The sequence below is a fragment of the Arcicella rosea genome (genome assembly GCF_040543805.1).
Lineage (GTDB): Bacteria > Bacteroidota > Bacteroidia > Cytophagales > Spirosomataceae > Arcicella > Arcicella rosea.
Genome location: NZ_JBEUMS010000001.1, coordinates 524,797 through 540,291, shown reverse-complemented (window position 1 = coordinate 540,291; position 15,495 = coordinate 524,797). Strand labels below are relative to the sequence as shown.

Here is a 15,495-nt window from a genome sequence, read left to right as displayed (position 1 = left end):
TAAGAATGACTCCAAGAAATATTTTTCCACAAATACTTACTTTTATTTTTTATCTTTTGTTGCAAATTTTCTTTGTCAGACAATTGGTATTCCTTAATCACGCATTTTGTTTTGTTTATGTAGCCACTGTTATTCTACTTCCTTTTGATATTAGTAGAGTACAGCTAGTGTTTCTAGGCTTTATTGCTGGAATGTTTATTGATATTTTTTATAATACCATCGGTGCAAATGCCGCTGCGATGACTTTCATCGCTTATATTCGTACTCCCATTTTAGCACTATTAGTACCACAAAGAGGCTATGACGAACGCCAAGTACTTAGTCTAAAATCAATGGGTTTATCTTGGTTTGTATCTTATGTAACGATTTTGACATTTGTTCATCATTTTATACTTTTTTCATTAGAAGCCTCAGATTTCGGACTTATTCTACCCATTCTAGCCAAAGTAATTGCCAGCACTATTTTTACAACCTTAGTAATTGTCATTATTCAATTTTTTAGAAAAGATTAGTAACCAATCATGATTGTGCCTTTTTGTCAGTAAAATGATAAAAATCATGCTTGGCAAGTTGTTTGTTTATAAAAAATTATCTAAAACAATGTAATGTAGATTCAATAAATTACTTGATAATGAAGGTATCATTTTCTATTTTTATCAAGTGATATTCAGCAGCAACCATGGACGAGCAAGAAGAAATTAAAATAACTCAAACCTATACTGAAGTAGAAAAACACAGAGTTTTCGAAAAAGAGTTTATGCCGTACATTGACTCAATGTACAACTTTGCCTTTCGTCTAACGAATGATGAAGATGATGCCAACGACCTTGTCCAAGACACATATCTCAAAGCATTTAGATTCATCAACTCTTTTGCTGAAGGAACTAATGCCAAAGCATGGCTGTTCAGAATCCTAAAGAATAGTTTTATCAACGACTTTAGGAAGAAGTCTAAAGAACCTTCTAAAGTTGATTATCAAGATGTTGAAACAACTTATAATTCTGAAGAAGACGCTGAAACAACCCAAACAGTAGATTTAAGAGCTGATACAGTTCAAGATTTAATTGGGGATGAAATTGCAAACGCTTTAAATGCTTTGCCAGTTGATTTTAGAACGGTGATTATCCTTTGTGATGTTGAAGGATTTACCTATGAAGAAATGGCGAAGATTTTAGATATTCCAATCGGAACGGTCCGTTCTCGTTTGCACCGTGCCAGAATGTTGTTGAAAGAGAAATTGAAATCGTATGCCAAATCATTAGGCTATGACGTAAATGCTGACAGCATGGCAGAATAAGTAGTCATGGATATAAAAAAATGAACTTTCAAAGGAATATTTTTTTTATTTTTAAACATAAGGGAATTTTTTTATAAACCTTCCTGTTGATTAACTACTTGATTATCACAAATAGTAACCCCAATAAAACGCCAAATTAAATTTGCTTAATCCAATAGAATAATGGTTTCCGAGGTTGAAAAAATTCAAAAAAAGACAAGCTGCGAGCACCAATCTGAGTGTATGAAATTAGTCCAGTTAATTGTGGATGGTCAGGCAACAGACGAGCAAATAGCGCAATTTAAGCAAAACATGGATAAGTGTTTGCCGTGTGAGAAAGGATATGAATTGGAGAAATGTATCAAAGAAACAATGCAATTGAAATTGGAAAAAAAATGCGTTCCTTCAAGCTTGATTGATTGTATCAAAAAGAAAATAAGTGCATTGTAATTGAGCTAGCTTGCTCTTTTGATAAAGGTTATTAAGTCCGTCGTGATTGTTACGATATACTTAATAGCCTTTTACTTTTAATTAATTAGGGTATTTTGTACCTACTTACTTGTTGAAAATTGGAAAACGGAAAGCTTATTATCTTCTCAGCCCCTTCTGGTTCGGGCAAAACTACTATTGTAAAGCATTTGCTTGCCAATAATGACAATCTTGGATTTTCTATTTCTGCTTGTACTCGTGATAAACGTGGACGTAACGAAGAAAATGGGAAAGATTATTACTTCATGACACCCGATGAATTCAAAGCGAAAATTGATAATGATGAATTTGTAGAGTGGGAAGAAGTATATCCTGGAGCTTATTATGGTACACTGAAATCAGAAATTGAACGCCTTTGGGCTTCTGGAAAACATGTCATTTTTGATGTAGATGTTCGTGGTGGCGTGAAATTGAAAGAATATTATAAAGACAGAGCTTTATCAATCTTTGTAAAAGTGCCAAGTGTACAAGAACTAGAAAAACGTTTGCGTGAACGTGGTACTGATTCAGAAGATTCTATCTCGAAAAGAGTATTTAAAATGAATTTTGAAATGTCTTTTAAAGACAGGTTCGACATCATTTTACTAAATGATGACTTAACAGAAGCTTTTAGAAAAGCACAAAAACTGTTTGATGATTTTACGAAAAAGCTTTAGGCTTTAAGCTTTGAGCCTTGAGCATTAAGCTTTGAGTAATGAGCTTTGAGCTTTGAGTTTTGATTTGCAAGATAAAATAAAGAAAATATTAATCTTTTATCTTAATTCTCATAGCTCATTTCTCATAACTCATAGCTTACAGCTCATAGCTTACAGCTCATAGCTTACAGCTCATAGCTCACAGCTATATGAAAATTGGTCTCTTTTTTGGTTCTTTCAATCCCATCCATATTGGGCATTTAATTGTTGCTAACGTAATGGCAACCACTACAGATTTAGAGCAAGTCTGGTTTGTAGTTTCTCCACAGAATCCTTTCAAGAAAAATAAATCTTTATTGCACGAATTCGACCGTTTGGATATGGTTGAAAAAGCCATTGCTGATAATCCTAAATTTAAGGTAACCAACATAGAGTTTTCGATGCCCAAGCCTTCTTATACGATTGATACCCTCATTCGTTTGCAAGAAAAGTATCCGCAACATGAATTCAAATTAATTATTGGTGGCGATAATCTAGCTCAGTTTCCGAATTGGAAAAACCACGATAAGATTTTAGAATATTTCGGTTTATATGTCTATCCACGTCCGAATTCAGAAGCAAGTGATTTAGAAAATCATCCAAATGTACGTTTAGTCAAAGCTCCATTATTGGATATTTCAGCTACTTTCATTCGTGAATGTTTGAAAAATGGACAATCTATCAGTTACATGATTCCTGAAACAGTAGAAGAGTTTATCTTGAGAAAAAAGTTTTATCTATGAAAATAAGTATTTTAGGTTGTGGTTGGTTAGGTTTGCCTTTAGGCAAATACTTAGTAGAGCATGGTCATGAAGTAAAAGGTTCTACTACTTCTGAAACCAAATTTCCATTGCTTCAAAGTGTAGGCATTCAGCCTTTTCTATTGAAATTTTCTCCAGTAGTAGAAGGCGAAGAACTTGCTGAATTTCTTCAATCAGAAACATTAATTATTTGTATTCCACCTCGTGCTGGCAAGTATGGTGAAGATTATCATATCCAACAAATTCAATCTTTAATTCCTGCTATTAAAAATTCCAGTATTCAATCCATCATTTATACTTCTTCTACGTCTGTCTATCCAGATTTGAATAGGGAAATCACAGAAGAAGATGAAGTAATAGTTTCTTCTGCCTTGATAAAAGTAGAAGAGTTATTAAAAGCACTTGAAGTACAAACAACTATTTTACGTTGTGGAGGCTTGATGGGAGTGGAAAGAATTGGGGCGAAGTATTTTGCAGGAAAGCGCATCAATACTGGACAAATTCCTGTGAATTACATCCATCAAGATGATGTAATTGGCATTATTTCAATGATACTTGATAAAGGCTTTTGGGGAGAAACTTTTAATGTTGTCTCGCCAGAGCATCCTGTGCGTGAAGCAGTATTTCTAAAGAATTGTAAAGAATATGGTTTTGACATCCCAATTTTTGAAGAAGCTACAGAAGCCATTCCATTTAAAATCATCAGTCCACAAAAGCTAATTGAGAAAACTGGTTATCAGTTTAAATATGCTAATCCTTTAGATTTTATATATTCATTTTAGTAGTTAGTGAATTGTGAGTTAGTGAATGATTAGACATCGGATTTCAGTTTTTTAAAATTACCCAAAGCTGAAATCCGACATCCGAAATCCCAAAATTATTTTTTCTTCAATGTTGTTTCAAACAATTTGAAAATTCTTTTGTACTCATCCATCCATGATGTTGGTTCTACAAAACCGTGATCTTCCATTGGATAAGAAGCTAATTCCCAATTCTCTTTTTTCAATTCGATTAATCTTTGTGCTAAACGCACGGCATCTTGGTAATGTACGTTGACATCAACCATTCCGTGACAAATCAATAAATTGCCTTTTAAGCCATCAGCATAATAAATCGGTGAACTTTTACGATACGCAATTGAATCTGTTTGTGGTTCATTCAAGATATTTGCTGTGTAAGGATGATTATAGGCTGCCCAATCTGTTACGGGTCTTAATGCTGCACCAGCTGCAAACACATCTGGCGTAGTAAACATTGCCATTAATGTAATAAAACCGCCGTAAGAGCCACCATAAATCCCAATCTTTTTAGGGTCAACACCTTGGGTTTCTACTAACCATTTAGCACCATCTACTTGGTCGGTTAAATCTTTACCACCCATAAAACGATAAATACCTGTACGCCAATCTCTACCATAACCAGCAGAACCACGATAGTCAATATCCAATACAGTATAGCCATTATCAACTAACATATTATGGAACATATATTCACGGAAATACTGACTCCACCATTTATGCACATTTTGTAAATAACCAGCACCATGTACAAAAATTACGGCTGGTCTTTTGCCTTTTTCTCCTTTGCCTTCATACAAACGAGCATATACTTCTGCACCGTCTTTGGCAGAAAAAGTAATGACTTCGGGTTCACGCCATTTGTATTCTTTAAACTGCTGGCTTTGTGATTTCGTAATCTGGCTAGGCGGAGCATTTACTGTATTATCCTGAATATATACTTCCCAAGGACGATTCGAGTATGAATTCAAATAAGCCAATTTCGTTTCATCAGGCGAAAGTACTACTTGGTTTGAGCCCGTCATTTTCGTTAAACGTACTCTATCGCCACCTGTTACAGCCATTCTATAAAAATGCTGTTCGCCCGGATGTTCTTCATTAGAAGTAAAGTAAAAATGCTGTTTGTCTTTTGATAATTGAAGACTTTGAATTTCAAATTTCCCTTTGGTTAATTGCTTTTTAGCACCTGTGGCTAAATTAGCAACATAGAGATGAGAATAACCATCTTCTTCTGATTGATAATAAAGTGTTTGATTATCGCCTAAAATGCCAATATTTCCTGTACTAAAATTAGAGCCAATCCCAGGACCGCCAATCCAAGCTTCATCTCTTTGACGGTCGATGGTTTTAAGTTTTCTGGTAGCAACATCTAGTTTTAAAATCCAACGGTCTTTATTGTCTTGGCTTCTTACTACTACCACACAGTATTTTCCATCTTCCGACCAAATCGGTTCATTAAAAATTACTTTTCTAGCTTCAACTTTTTTATTCTTGGTCGTGTCTTTTTTGGCGTATTCACTCAAATAAGCTGGCTGTTCATCAATGCCCTCAATTTCTTTAGTTGATACTTGTAAAGCTGTATCTTTTTTAATGTCATAAACCCAAAACTCATAAGTAGGCATTGGAGCGCCCACCTTTGTTCTAGCAGGTAAATCTTCTGTGAAACCAGATTCTGTAACATAACTTGGTACTACAGCATTTTTTGCCCCAGTGGCCGATTTTGTGAGTCGATAAGTAATATAATTTTCATCAGGACTCAAAGTCTGGATATCTACTCTTTTATCTTCAATATAAATCTCTTTGGCACGTTTTGGCAAATCTTCTTTGGCAATTGCCTCTCCTTGTTTTTTCTTATCGGCACGTTCTTTCAATACTTCAAAAAGACTCAATTGGTCTTTCTTAAGCCATTTTTCTTGTTCGTTAGCTTTCGTTTCCGTTTTCTTAGTGCCAGTCAAGAAATTACTTAATTGTTCTGTTTCACCAGTCGAAAGATTAAAGCTGTATAAATTACTTGCCTTGCTATAAATGATTTTACTTTCTTTGCCATTAAAGCTAGGATTACTTTCAGCCTCTACAGTATTGGTAATCTGACGAACCGCCATTGTTTTGCAGTCTAGTAAAAACAAATCTCCATTTTTGGTATAAATCTTTTTTGAGAAATCTCGACTATAAACACCATTAAAAGAAGGCAAAGCTCTACGAGTTTGCGGAGGAACTTTAAAAGGCTTTTTTTCAGTAACTGAAGCACTGTATAAAGAATCAGCCTTGTTTCGGAAAGGATTCCAGTTGAAGTAAATCATTCGGCTATCTTCCGACCAATTGATAGAAGAAGGTAAAGCACCAATGGTAAATTTAGGGTCTTGCATGATATGCTCGATACTCAGATGTTGGGCATTGAGTTGCATACAAAAGCAAGTAATGGCAATTAACGTAAGGATTTTTTTCATGTTGATGATTTTTTACTGTAAATATAGTTTTTAGGGATAAAACAAATCTAAGCAAACAAAACAATTGATGCAAAAAGTATGAAGCTTGATATAATTTACATAAAGCTTTATACAAATTATATCAGCATTTATGCTTTACACATAAAGGTTTATGTGTAGCCTATCAACGTTGATACTTTTTACATAAAACTTTATCAAAATTATATCAAGCTTTATGTAAATTATATAAACGTTGATGTAATTTATATGAAGGCTTATATGATTTTGATAAATGATGATATGTTGAGGAAAAGAGTAGTTAGGGAGTTGATTAATGAATATTCTATGAATTAAGTTTTTTTAGTAGTGGCGTAGGTTTTGATTGGTTCAGCTTTGACAACTTTTTAAAAGTTGTCAAAGCTGTGGAAAGTGGAATTTAAAACATTACAAGCTCAATCCCCATTCTTTAATCTTAGGAATCAAAGTATCAATATCGCCAGCCCCAACACTTACTATTAATTCTGGTTGTTTTTCTTTGAGGAGGTCTAATACGGCTTCTTTGCTACAAAGTGTTTTACTTGCTGAAGTTACTTTATTGAAGATAATATCAGAAGTAACGCCTTCAATTGGCAATTCTCTGGCTGGATAAATATCTAGTAAAATCAAATCGTCGGCTAAACTTAAACTTTCAGCAAAGCCTTCTTGGAAATCACGGGTACGAGTAAACAAATGCGGTTGGAAAACTACCGTTAATTTATGTTGTGGATACAATGCTTTTACAGACGATAAAAACGCTTGAATTTCGGTAGGATGATGTGCATAATCGTCAATATAAACAATTTTCTCTGAACGAATATGGTATTCAAATCTGCGTTTTACACCTCCGAAAGTACAAATGCCATCTTTGATTTGCGCTGGACTAAGTCCTACTTCTAAAGCCACCGCTGTAGCCGCTAAAGCGTTTTCCACATTATGAAAACCGGGTGTTAATAAAGTACAATCTTTGATGATGCCATTTGGATAAACAATATCAAAAATCATTTCAGCATTTTCAATTCTTAGATTTTTAGCATAGAAATCTCCTTCATTTAATGAATACTCTGTCGATTCATTGTTGGTGAAACCTGCTAAATTCAAACCTTTGCGCTGATATAATTTACCGCCATCTTTCAGTTGAGAGACAAATAATTGGAAAGATTCCAGTAATTGGTCGTGGTCGCCATAAATGTCTAAATGGTCGGCATCGGTAGAAGTAACTATGGTTAAATTGGGATATAAAGTAAGAAAAGAACGGTCGAATTCATCGGCTTCTACCACACAAATTACATCTTCTGGCGATTCATTAATCAAGAAATTTGTGCCATAATTCTGGGTGATTCCTCCTAAAAAAGCAGTAACATTTTTACCTGCATTTTTTAGAATATGCGAAACCATTGAAGAAGTAGTGGTTTTGCCATGCGTACCCGAAACGGCGATTGTATAAAAGCTTTTGGTTAAAAGTCCCAATACTTGTGAACGCTTCATCAACGTAAAACCATTGTCTTTTAAATAATTAAATTCAAGATGGTCTTTCGGAATAGCAGGAGTGTAAACAATAAGTGTTTCTTCTTTACTAGCTAAAAATTCAGCGGGAATCAGATTAATATCATCTGAGAAGTGAACGGGAATTCCTTCAGCTTGTAAAGCATTGGTTAGTGGAGTAGCAGTTTTATCATAACCAGCCAAAGAATAGCCATTGGCAATAAACCAACGAGCAATTGCCGACATACCGATGCCACCGATTCCAAGAAAATAAATGTGTTTTAGGGCTTTAAGATTCACTTTCATCAAGGGTTAAATTTCTATTATGGCAAAGATATTTAGTTTTTTATAATTATTACCAAAGGCTTTTGTGGCTGTAGTCTTCTGAAAGATTATTTTCAAAAAAAATGTAAAATTTGAAAACAAAATCATTTTACAAAGACTTACCATCATCAGTAACTTTAAATTTATTTTGTAAAATGACCAATCTTTCCCCAGAAGTCCATTGTGATACTTTCAAGAATGTACACTTAGTGAGCCCATTGTTGCATGCTTATGAGTTTATCACAAGAGCAAATAATCATATAAATGAGTACGAATTTTTAGAAGAATATGCTAGAAACCGTGCTTGGCATTTTAATTTAAGTAAAATCAAAAGCTTTTTGAAACATAGAGAAAATGCAATAGTCATTACTTGTCCGAACGAAAGAATTGAGTGGGTGAATAAAGGTTTTACGAGAATGACTGGCTATGGTGCTTATGAAGCCATTGGGAAATTCCCGAATTTTCTTCAAGGAATTGAAACTTCGGAAGTAATCAGAAAAGAAATTAGAGAGAAGCTGACTATCAAAACATCGTTTTCAGGAGAAGTACTTAATTACCGAAAAGATGGTGAACAGTATTTGTGTAAAGTAGATATTTTGCCGATTTTTAATAATGATAAAGTATTGTGTAATTTTATAGCTTTAGAACGAGAAGTAAATTAAGGTTTAGAAAAACGATTGCTAATCCCATAAGGTGAAAACTTTATGGGATTTTTTTGTAACTTATAGAATCATTCGAAATCTGATAGTAAGACAAAATATTATTATTGATATTTATTAAAATATATACTGTTGATTTGGTTATTTATTTTCTTGATAAAATTATATTTGCAAAATAAAAATTAAACTTCTCGAAGAAAACACATAAATTTAATTCAAAGTGTAAATAGTAAAATGTAATTTCGCATTATATTATCTAATTGAACTATCAAGATTGAATAATTAACTGAATTATGTCCTATCAAAGAAAAACCAAAATCGTAGCAACAGTAGGTCCCGCTTCCGATTCAAAAGAAATGCTAGTTAAGTTTGCAAAAGCTGGCGTAAATATTTTCCGACTAAATTTCTCGCACGGAACTCACGAAGATCATTTGAATAGATTAAAAACTATTAGAGATGTTTCAGAAGAGTTAGGTATTAATCTTGCAGTTCTTCAAGATTTACAAGGTCCTAAAATTCGTACACAACTTGTAGAGAATAATGGTGTTACTATTACTGAAGGAAATAAATTGACATTCGTAATGGATGAAACTTTAATGGGAACTTCAGAGAGAGTTGGAACAACTTATACTTCTATGTATTTAGATGTAAATGTTGGAGAAAGAATTTTGATGGATGATGGTAATTTAGAAGTTAAAGTTTTAGAGATTGATAAAGAAAAGAAGGAAGTAATTACCGAGGTTATTTATGGTGGAGTTTTAAAGTCGAAGAAAGGTATTAACCTTCCGGGCACTAAAGTTTCTTTACCATGTTTAACTGAAAAAGACCTTAAAGATTTATATTTTGGTTTAGATAATGGTGTTGATTGGATTGCTCTTTCATTTGTTCGTACTGCTGCTGATATTCATGATATTAAAGACAGAATCAAGGCTTATGGAAAGAATACAAAAGTAATTGCTAAAATCGAAACGCCATTTGCGATTGATAATTTAGACGAAATCATCGAAGCTACAGATGCAATCATGGTTGCTCGTGGTGACCTTGGTGTTGAGATTGATGGTGCTAGAGTTCCTCATTTACAAAAACTAATGGTTGAGAAATGTACTTTAGCTGGAAAACCAGTTATCGTGGCTACTCAAATGTTAGAGTCGATGATTACAAACCCTGTACCAACACGTGCTGAAACATCTGACGTTGCTAATGCTGTATTGCAAGGAGCTTCTGCTACGATGTTAAGTGGCGAATCAGCTTCTGGTGCATATCCATTGAAAGCTGTTGAAACAATGGCGCATATTCAAGAAGTAGTTGAGCAACAACAAAACGAAATCAAAATCGTAAAAGGAGATGAAGCTTCAATTTACTTTAAGAATCACTCTTTAAGTAAAGGAGCAATCGAATTCCCTTTAAATGACCGTATGATTGCTGGAGCTTGTCGTTTAGCTCGTGATACTGAAGCAAAAGCAATTTTGTGTATTACAAATAGTGGTTATACTGCTTTCCGTTTATCTGCTCACCGTCCTAAAGCGGGCTTGTATATCTTTACTTCTAATAAAGCTGTTCAGCAAGAGATGGGTTTATTATGGGGAGCTAATGTTTTCTATTATGAAACAAAAGGGAAAGATGTTGAAGCAACTGTAAAAGGTATGACAAACTTCTTGAAAGAAAAAGGTTTATTAGCTGTTGGTGATACTTTCGTAACTACCTTAAGTGTTCCTTCAGATAAGAATTTAAAGACGAATACAGTTCAATTAGGTATTGTTGAATAGTAATTCTTTTACCATATTAAAAGGGTTAAATCTTCAAGATTTAACCCTTTTTTATTGCCCGAAAAACAAGAAAACAAAAAAGCCTGACGAAATTAATCATCAGGCTAAATACGATATGTTTTTATTTAGAAATTGCGTTCTCCAGCTTCTCTTTTTCCTAACATTACTGCACCAACCATGGCTACAAAAAATAAGATAGAAACCAATTCAAAAGGAAGTACATAATCACGATAAAGGATTTGTCCTAGCCCTTCAACCATTCCTGTTTGAGCATCATAAGCTTGAAGACCTACAGCATTCTTTAAATCTACTTTACGTGAGGCTGCAATTAAGATTACTAAAAGTGTTCCGCCTAAAATCGCTCCTGCTAGTTTGGTCAATGTACTTTTCGAATCGGGTGAATTTTTACTTAAATCCATCATCATGATTACGAAGAGAAATAATACCATAATGGCACCTGCGTAAACTACGATATTAACAGCCATTAAAAACTGAGCATTTAATAATACGTAATGACCAGAAATACAGAAAAATGTGAAAACCAAATACAAAACACTATGTATTGGGTTTTTAGATAATATTACCATTGATGCACTCAGGAGTGTCAAGGCAGTTAGGAAGTACCAAAAGTTCATATTTTAATGAATCGTTATCAGATATTACAAATAATTTATTTACAAAATGGCTATTTCCAACCTTCTCTTAAATAGCGATTATCCATTTTTTCAACCAATTTATCTTTTCCAAAGATTACTTCAGAACGGTCTTCAAAAACAGGAACCATTTTATCGTGTTGTAAGTAAATGGCTTGTTTAGGACAAGCTTCTTCACATAAACCACAGAAAATACAACGAAGCATGTTGATTTCATATACACTTGCGTATTTCTCTTCACGGTATAAGTTTTCTTCGCCTTTTTTACGTTCTTCTGCAACCATTGAAATTGCTTCTGCTGGACAAGCTACAGCGCATAGCCCACAAGCAGTACAACGTTCTGCGCCTTGTTCATCACGTTTCAAGATATGATGCCCACGGAAAACAGGCCCTAAATAACGTTTTTGTTCAGGATAACGAATGGTTACTTTTTTAGAAAAGAAGTGTTTAAGCGTAGTAGCCATACCACCAACGATAGCTGGTAAGTAAATGCGTTCGGCAAAAGTCATTTCTTCTTGCTCTAAGACTTTGGATTTATTTGATAATTTCATAATAGTCTTCAAACCTTAAAGGAAAGAGTTTTTATTTTGAAGCTTAAAAATATTACAATATTTTAAGCTGTTGCTAATTTCTTTTTCTTGTATTTCATTTCACTGTAAGCAAATGTTACCACTAACATGATGATAACGCCAGCCCATGATGCTCCAACTGTCAGCCAGTTTGAACCGCCATCATTTACAGTAAATAACATTGAAGCACCTGTCAATACAACATTGAACATTGCTAATGGAATTAAGCCAGTCCAACCTAGGCCCATTAATTGGTCATAACGGAAACGTGGAAGAGTCCAACGAACCCACATGAACACGAAAACAAAGAATAATGCTTTTCCGATTAATGCACCTACGCCTACTAATGTAGCAATGTTTGAACCAACAGTAACGCCGAATTTTTCTGATGCAAAAGATGCAACAAAGTCATGTCCCGGATAATCGTAACCACCAAAATATAAAGTAGCCATTACTGCTCCTGAAATAAACATGTTGATGTATTCAGCGAATAAGTAAAAGCCTAATTTCATAGAAGAATATTCTGTGTGGTAACCACCAATTAATTCCGTTTCGCATTCTGGTAAATCGAAAGGAGTACGGTTACATTCAGCAAAAGCACAAACGATAAAAATAACAAAACCCAATGGTTGATAAAAAATATTCCAATGACCATTTTGTTGAGTTTCAACGATAGATTTTGTTGAAAGTGAGCCAGAAAGCATCAAGATAGCGATGATTGAAAGCCCCATAGCCAATTCGTACGAAATGTTTTGAGAAGCTGCACGAATCGCACCAATTAATGAATACTTGTTATTTGAAGCCCAGCCACCGATTAAAACACCATAAACACCTAAAGAAACAATTCCAAATACCCAAAGGATACCAATGTTTACATCAATTCCTTGTAAGTCTAAGATGATTCCTCCACCTAAATCTAATTGGTCACCAAATGGAACTACTGCTGATGTCATCAAAGCTGTAAGCATTGATAAACATGGACCAGCAATAAAAAGCCATTTATTTGAATGAGCTGGGATAAAGTCTTCTTTCATGAACATTTTTACAGCATCAGCAAGAGGCTGTAAAATACCGAATGGTCCAGCTCTATCTGGTCCAACACGGTCTTGCATAAAAGCAGCAATGATACGTTCAAAGTAAGTAGAATAGGCCGCTACACCAAGGGTGATAGCGAAGATAATCCCTACATAAATGGCTTTGGCCGTAAATAATGTCGATGTAATTTCCATATATCTAAATGAGTAAATAGTAAACTATCTACAATCAATTAATTTAATTGCTTTTGTGGGGCTAAAAATGAACGGTCACGGTTGTCGTCAATCTTTTTGTATTGCTCTGCTGCTTGTTTTAATGGGAATGCTGGCGTGATTTTGTTCGCTCCATACTTATTAGCAGAAATTACCGAATTGTGTGGTACTTTGCTTGGTCCTTCGATAGTCCAATCAGAAGTCTTTTTACGTTCGAAACGGCAAGTGTTGCAGATAAATTCTTTTACTTCTCCCCATTCGTTTTTACGAGCTGTTACTCTGATTACTTCGTCTCCTCTGTACCAAAGTGTTACTTTTCCAGAACATTTACCACAATCACAACTTGCATCTACTGGTTTCGAGAACCATACACGACTTTTGAAACGATATGTTTTATCTGTTAAAGCTCCTACTGGACAAACATCGATAATATTTCCAGAGAAATCGTTATCAATTGCTTTTTCAATATAAGTACTAATCTCAGCATGGTCACCACGATTCATCACACCATGCACACGTCCGTCAGTAATTTGGTCTGCTGTGTAAACACAACGATAACACAAAATACAACGATTCATATTTAATTTGATATTCGGACCTAAATCAACAGGATCGAAAGTATTTCTTTCTTCAACTGTACGTGTTTTAGATACACCGTGCTCAAAAGTAAAGTTTTGTAAATCACATTCACCAGCTTGGTCACAGATTGGGCAGTCTAAAGGATGGTTCAATAATAAGAACTCAACGATTCCTTTTCTTACTTCTAATACTTGTTCGTTGATGGTGTTTTCAACCACCATACCTTCTTGAATTTGAGTAATACAAGCAGGCACCAATTTCGGCATAGGACGAGGGTCTTTTTCAGAACCTGCTGTTACTTTAACCAAACAACCACGGCATTTACCACCCGAAGCCTTTAATGGTTCGTAATAGCACATGGCTGGAGGTGCAATATGTGGCCCAATTTGACGAGCCGCTTGCATAATGGTTGTTCCAGGAGCTACGTCAACGGTGATGTTATCTATTGTAACTTTCATATAAAAGCTTAATATTTATTTGTCGATTAAAACATGGTTTTTCCAAAGAATAACCTAATTACTATAGTTCGATTCAGACGGTATTTCATTTATAATTAAGAAATACTTTCATGCTCGTTTATTTCTTCGATAATCTGTAATATCTGTGGTGCAATAATAGCAGCATCGTAATTTAATGCTTTTTCGTACATTTTTTGCCCGATTTCTTCTCTAAGTGTTTGCTCTTCAATTAAACTAATCAATTTGTTTTTGGCAGCAATAATATCTCCATAAGGAATAATTACTCTTTCATCTTGCTCTACATATTCAGGAGCACCGCCAGATTTATCAAAACATACTACAGGAATTTTATTTAAACTTGCTTCAATCATGACCAATGGATGCGGGTCTTCTCTTGAAGAAAGAAAGAAAATATCAAAACAAGACATATAATCCATGTTTTCCATCGTAGGAGCGATAACATGTACATGTTCTTGAATCCCCATTTTTTCTAAATCATACAAAATGTTTTGGTGTTCAACAGAGTTTTTTTGAATACCTATCCAAAGAAAATGTACGTCTTTCTTTTCACTAAGTATCGCATTGGCTACTGATAAAAAAGTATCAACTCCCTTTCTCCATTCAAAATTTCCGCAACCCCCAATTACAATGGCATCCTTAGGAATATTCAGCCGTTTCCGAATACCTGATTGATCTGCATTATTGAGTTTTTCAAGTATATTATTTACTGATATAAATGGATTGACAACCGTGATTTTATCTTCATCAATTTGATGATTCAAGAAGAGATTACTTTTAATCTCTTTAGATGCCGCTAAAAAATGGATGCAATTTTCTACTTGATAGTCCAAATCTTCTGGCAAAGTATATTTTTGAATAGAGTTTTCAAGTTCATGCACATATACCACAAATGGGCATCTCAGAAACTCTAAACTTCTTAACAAACCGCCATTGGCAATTGTATTTGAAAAAATTAAATCGAACTTTAATTCAGCAAGCTCTTTATGTTTTTCTTGATAAAAGGCTAATTTACGAAGCTTGTTTAATTTAAAAACTTTATCATAAATAATCCTTGAATATGGGTTTCTTTGAGTGTCTTTATCATCATATTCCCAAAGAATTACTTCTGCTACTTTATTGAATTCAGGAAGTAAAGAACCTCCTTTTGCTAATAAAAGATAGGTTTCAAAACCTTCTTGTTTTAAAGATTTTAAGAAATCAAGTAATACATATTGAGCACCCGCAACATTGGCGTCGTGTCCAATAAATAATATCTTTTTTTTCATAATCTTTAAA

15 protein-coding genes are annotated in these 15,495 nt (G+C 34.2%); 8 read left to right on the top strand and 7 right to left on the bottom strand.

All coding sequences use genetic code 11. From position 1 onward, the window contains the following. Positions 1-5: 5 nt before the first annotated feature. The 6 genes from ABID42_RS02435 to ABID42_RS02410 all read left to right on the top strand — a co-directional run bounded on the left by ABID42_RS02435 (position 6) and on the right by ABID42_RS02410 (position 3,982). On the top strand, positions 6-512 hold the full coding sequence (locus tag ABID42_RS02435; protein ID WP_367282284.1) for a hypothetical protein: 507 nt from the start codon (positions 6-8) through the stop codon (positions 510-512). Positions 513-679: 167 nt separating this feature from the next. Next, positions 680-1,297 (top strand): sigma-70 family RNA polymerase sigma factor, encoded by a 618-nt coding sequence (locus ABID42_RS02430; RefSeq protein ID WP_184129601.1) that lies wholly within the window; start codon positions 680-682, stop codon positions 1,295-1,297. A gap of 222 nt (positions 1,298-1,519) precedes the next feature. Further along, on the top strand, positions 1,520-1,726 hold the full coding sequence (locus tag ABID42_RS02425; RefSeq protein WP_229202765.1) for a phosphohydrolase: 207 nt from the start codon (positions 1,520-1,522) through the stop codon (positions 1,724-1,726). Positions 1,727-1,845: 119 nt separating this feature from the next. Beyond that, entirely contained in the window at positions 1,846-2,421 is a 576-nt protein-coding gene (gene gmk, locus ABID42_RS02420; protein WP_323257427.1) for a guanylate kinase, read from the top strand. Between the two features lie 188 nt (positions 2,422-2,609). Further along, positions 2,610-3,182: a nicotinate (nicotinamide) nucleotide adenylyltransferase gene (nadD, locus tag ABID42_RS02415; RefSeq protein WP_367282283.1), complete on the top strand. Its 573-nt coding sequence runs from the start codon at positions 2,610-2,612 to the stop codon at positions 3,180-3,182. Further along, positions 3,179-3,982 carry a Rossmann-fold NAD(P)-binding domain-containing protein gene (locus ABID42_RS02410; protein WP_367282282.1) on the top strand — a complete coding sequence of 268 codons (804 nt, stop codon included), beginning with the start codon at positions 3,179-3,181 and terminating at the stop codon, positions 3,980-3,982. The genes nadD and ABID42_RS02410 overlap by 4 nt, the downstream gene beginning before the upstream one ends. A 95-nt stretch (positions 3,983-4,077) precedes the next feature. Here the strand turns inward: ABID42_RS02410 and ABID42_RS02405 are convergent, their stop codons facing one another. Together ABID42_RS02405 and murC are read right to left on the bottom strand one after the other, a co-directional pair. After that, positions 4,078-6,444: a S9 family peptidase gene (locus tag ABID42_RS02405; RefSeq protein ID WP_367282281.1), complete on the bottom strand. Its 2,367-nt coding sequence runs from the start codon at positions 6,442-6,444 to the stop codon at positions 4,078-4,080. A gap of 423 nt (positions 6,445-6,867) precedes the next feature. Further along, on the bottom strand, positions 6,868-8,244 hold the full coding sequence (murC, locus tag ABID42_RS02400) for a UDP-N-acetylmuramate--L-alanine ligase (RefSeq protein WP_435521467.1): 1,377 nt from the start codon (positions 8,242-8,244) through the stop codon (positions 6,868-6,870). A gap of 179 nt (positions 8,245-8,423) precedes the next feature. On the opposite strand from murC, the gene ABID42_RS02395 reads away from it, so the two are divergent. Then, on the top strand, positions 8,424-8,930 hold the full coding sequence (locus tag ABID42_RS02395; protein ID WP_367282279.1) for a PAS domain-containing protein: 507 nt from the start codon (positions 8,424-8,426) through the stop codon (positions 8,928-8,930). Positions 8,931-9,220: 290 nt separating this feature from the next. After that, complete coding sequence (gene pyk, locus ABID42_RS02390; protein WP_367282278.1) at positions 9,221-10,693, top strand: pyruvate kinase; 1,473 nt, start codon at positions 9,221-9,223, stop codon at positions 10,691-10,693. 125 nt (positions 10,694-10,818) lie between these two features. Here the strand turns inward: pyk and ABID42_RS02385 are convergent, their stop codons facing one another. The 5 genes from ABID42_RS02385 to ABID42_RS02365 all read right to left on the bottom strand — a co-directional run bounded on the left by ABID42_RS02385 (position 10,819) and on the right by ABID42_RS02365 (position 15,485). Beyond that, positions 10,819-11,328, bottom strand: coding sequence for an NADH-quinone oxidoreductase subunit J family protein (locus ABID42_RS02385; protein ID WP_323257413.1), 510 nt, complete (start codon positions 11,326-11,328; stop codon positions 10,819-10,821). A gap of 50 nt (positions 11,329-11,378) precedes the next feature. Beyond that, positions 11,379-11,897 carry a NuoI/complex I 23 kDa subunit family protein gene (locus ABID42_RS02380; RefSeq protein ID WP_323257411.1) on the bottom strand — a complete coding sequence of 173 codons (519 nt, stop codon included), beginning with the start codon at positions 11,895-11,897 and terminating at the stop codon, positions 11,379-11,381. A 62-nt stretch (positions 11,898-11,959) separates the two neighbouring features. Next, positions 11,960-13,144, bottom strand: a complete 1,185-nt coding sequence (gene nuoH, locus ABID42_RS02375; protein WP_367282277.1) for an NADH-quinone oxidoreductase subunit NuoH — start codon at positions 13,142-13,144, stop codon at positions 11,960-11,962. Between the two features lie 38 nt (positions 13,145-13,182). Further along, on the bottom strand, positions 13,183-14,199 hold the full coding sequence (locus ABID42_RS02370) for an NADH-quinone oxidoreductase subunit G (RefSeq protein WP_184129636.1): 1,017 nt from the start codon (positions 14,197-14,199) through the stop codon (positions 13,183-13,185). A gap of 95 nt (positions 14,200-14,294) precedes the next feature. Continuing rightward, positions 14,295-15,485 (bottom strand): glycosyltransferase family 4 protein, encoded by a 1,191-nt coding sequence (locus ABID42_RS02365; protein WP_367282276.1) that lies wholly within the window; start codon positions 15,483-15,485, stop codon positions 14,295-14,297. Between the last annotated feature and the right edge of the window lie 10 nt (positions 15,486-15,495).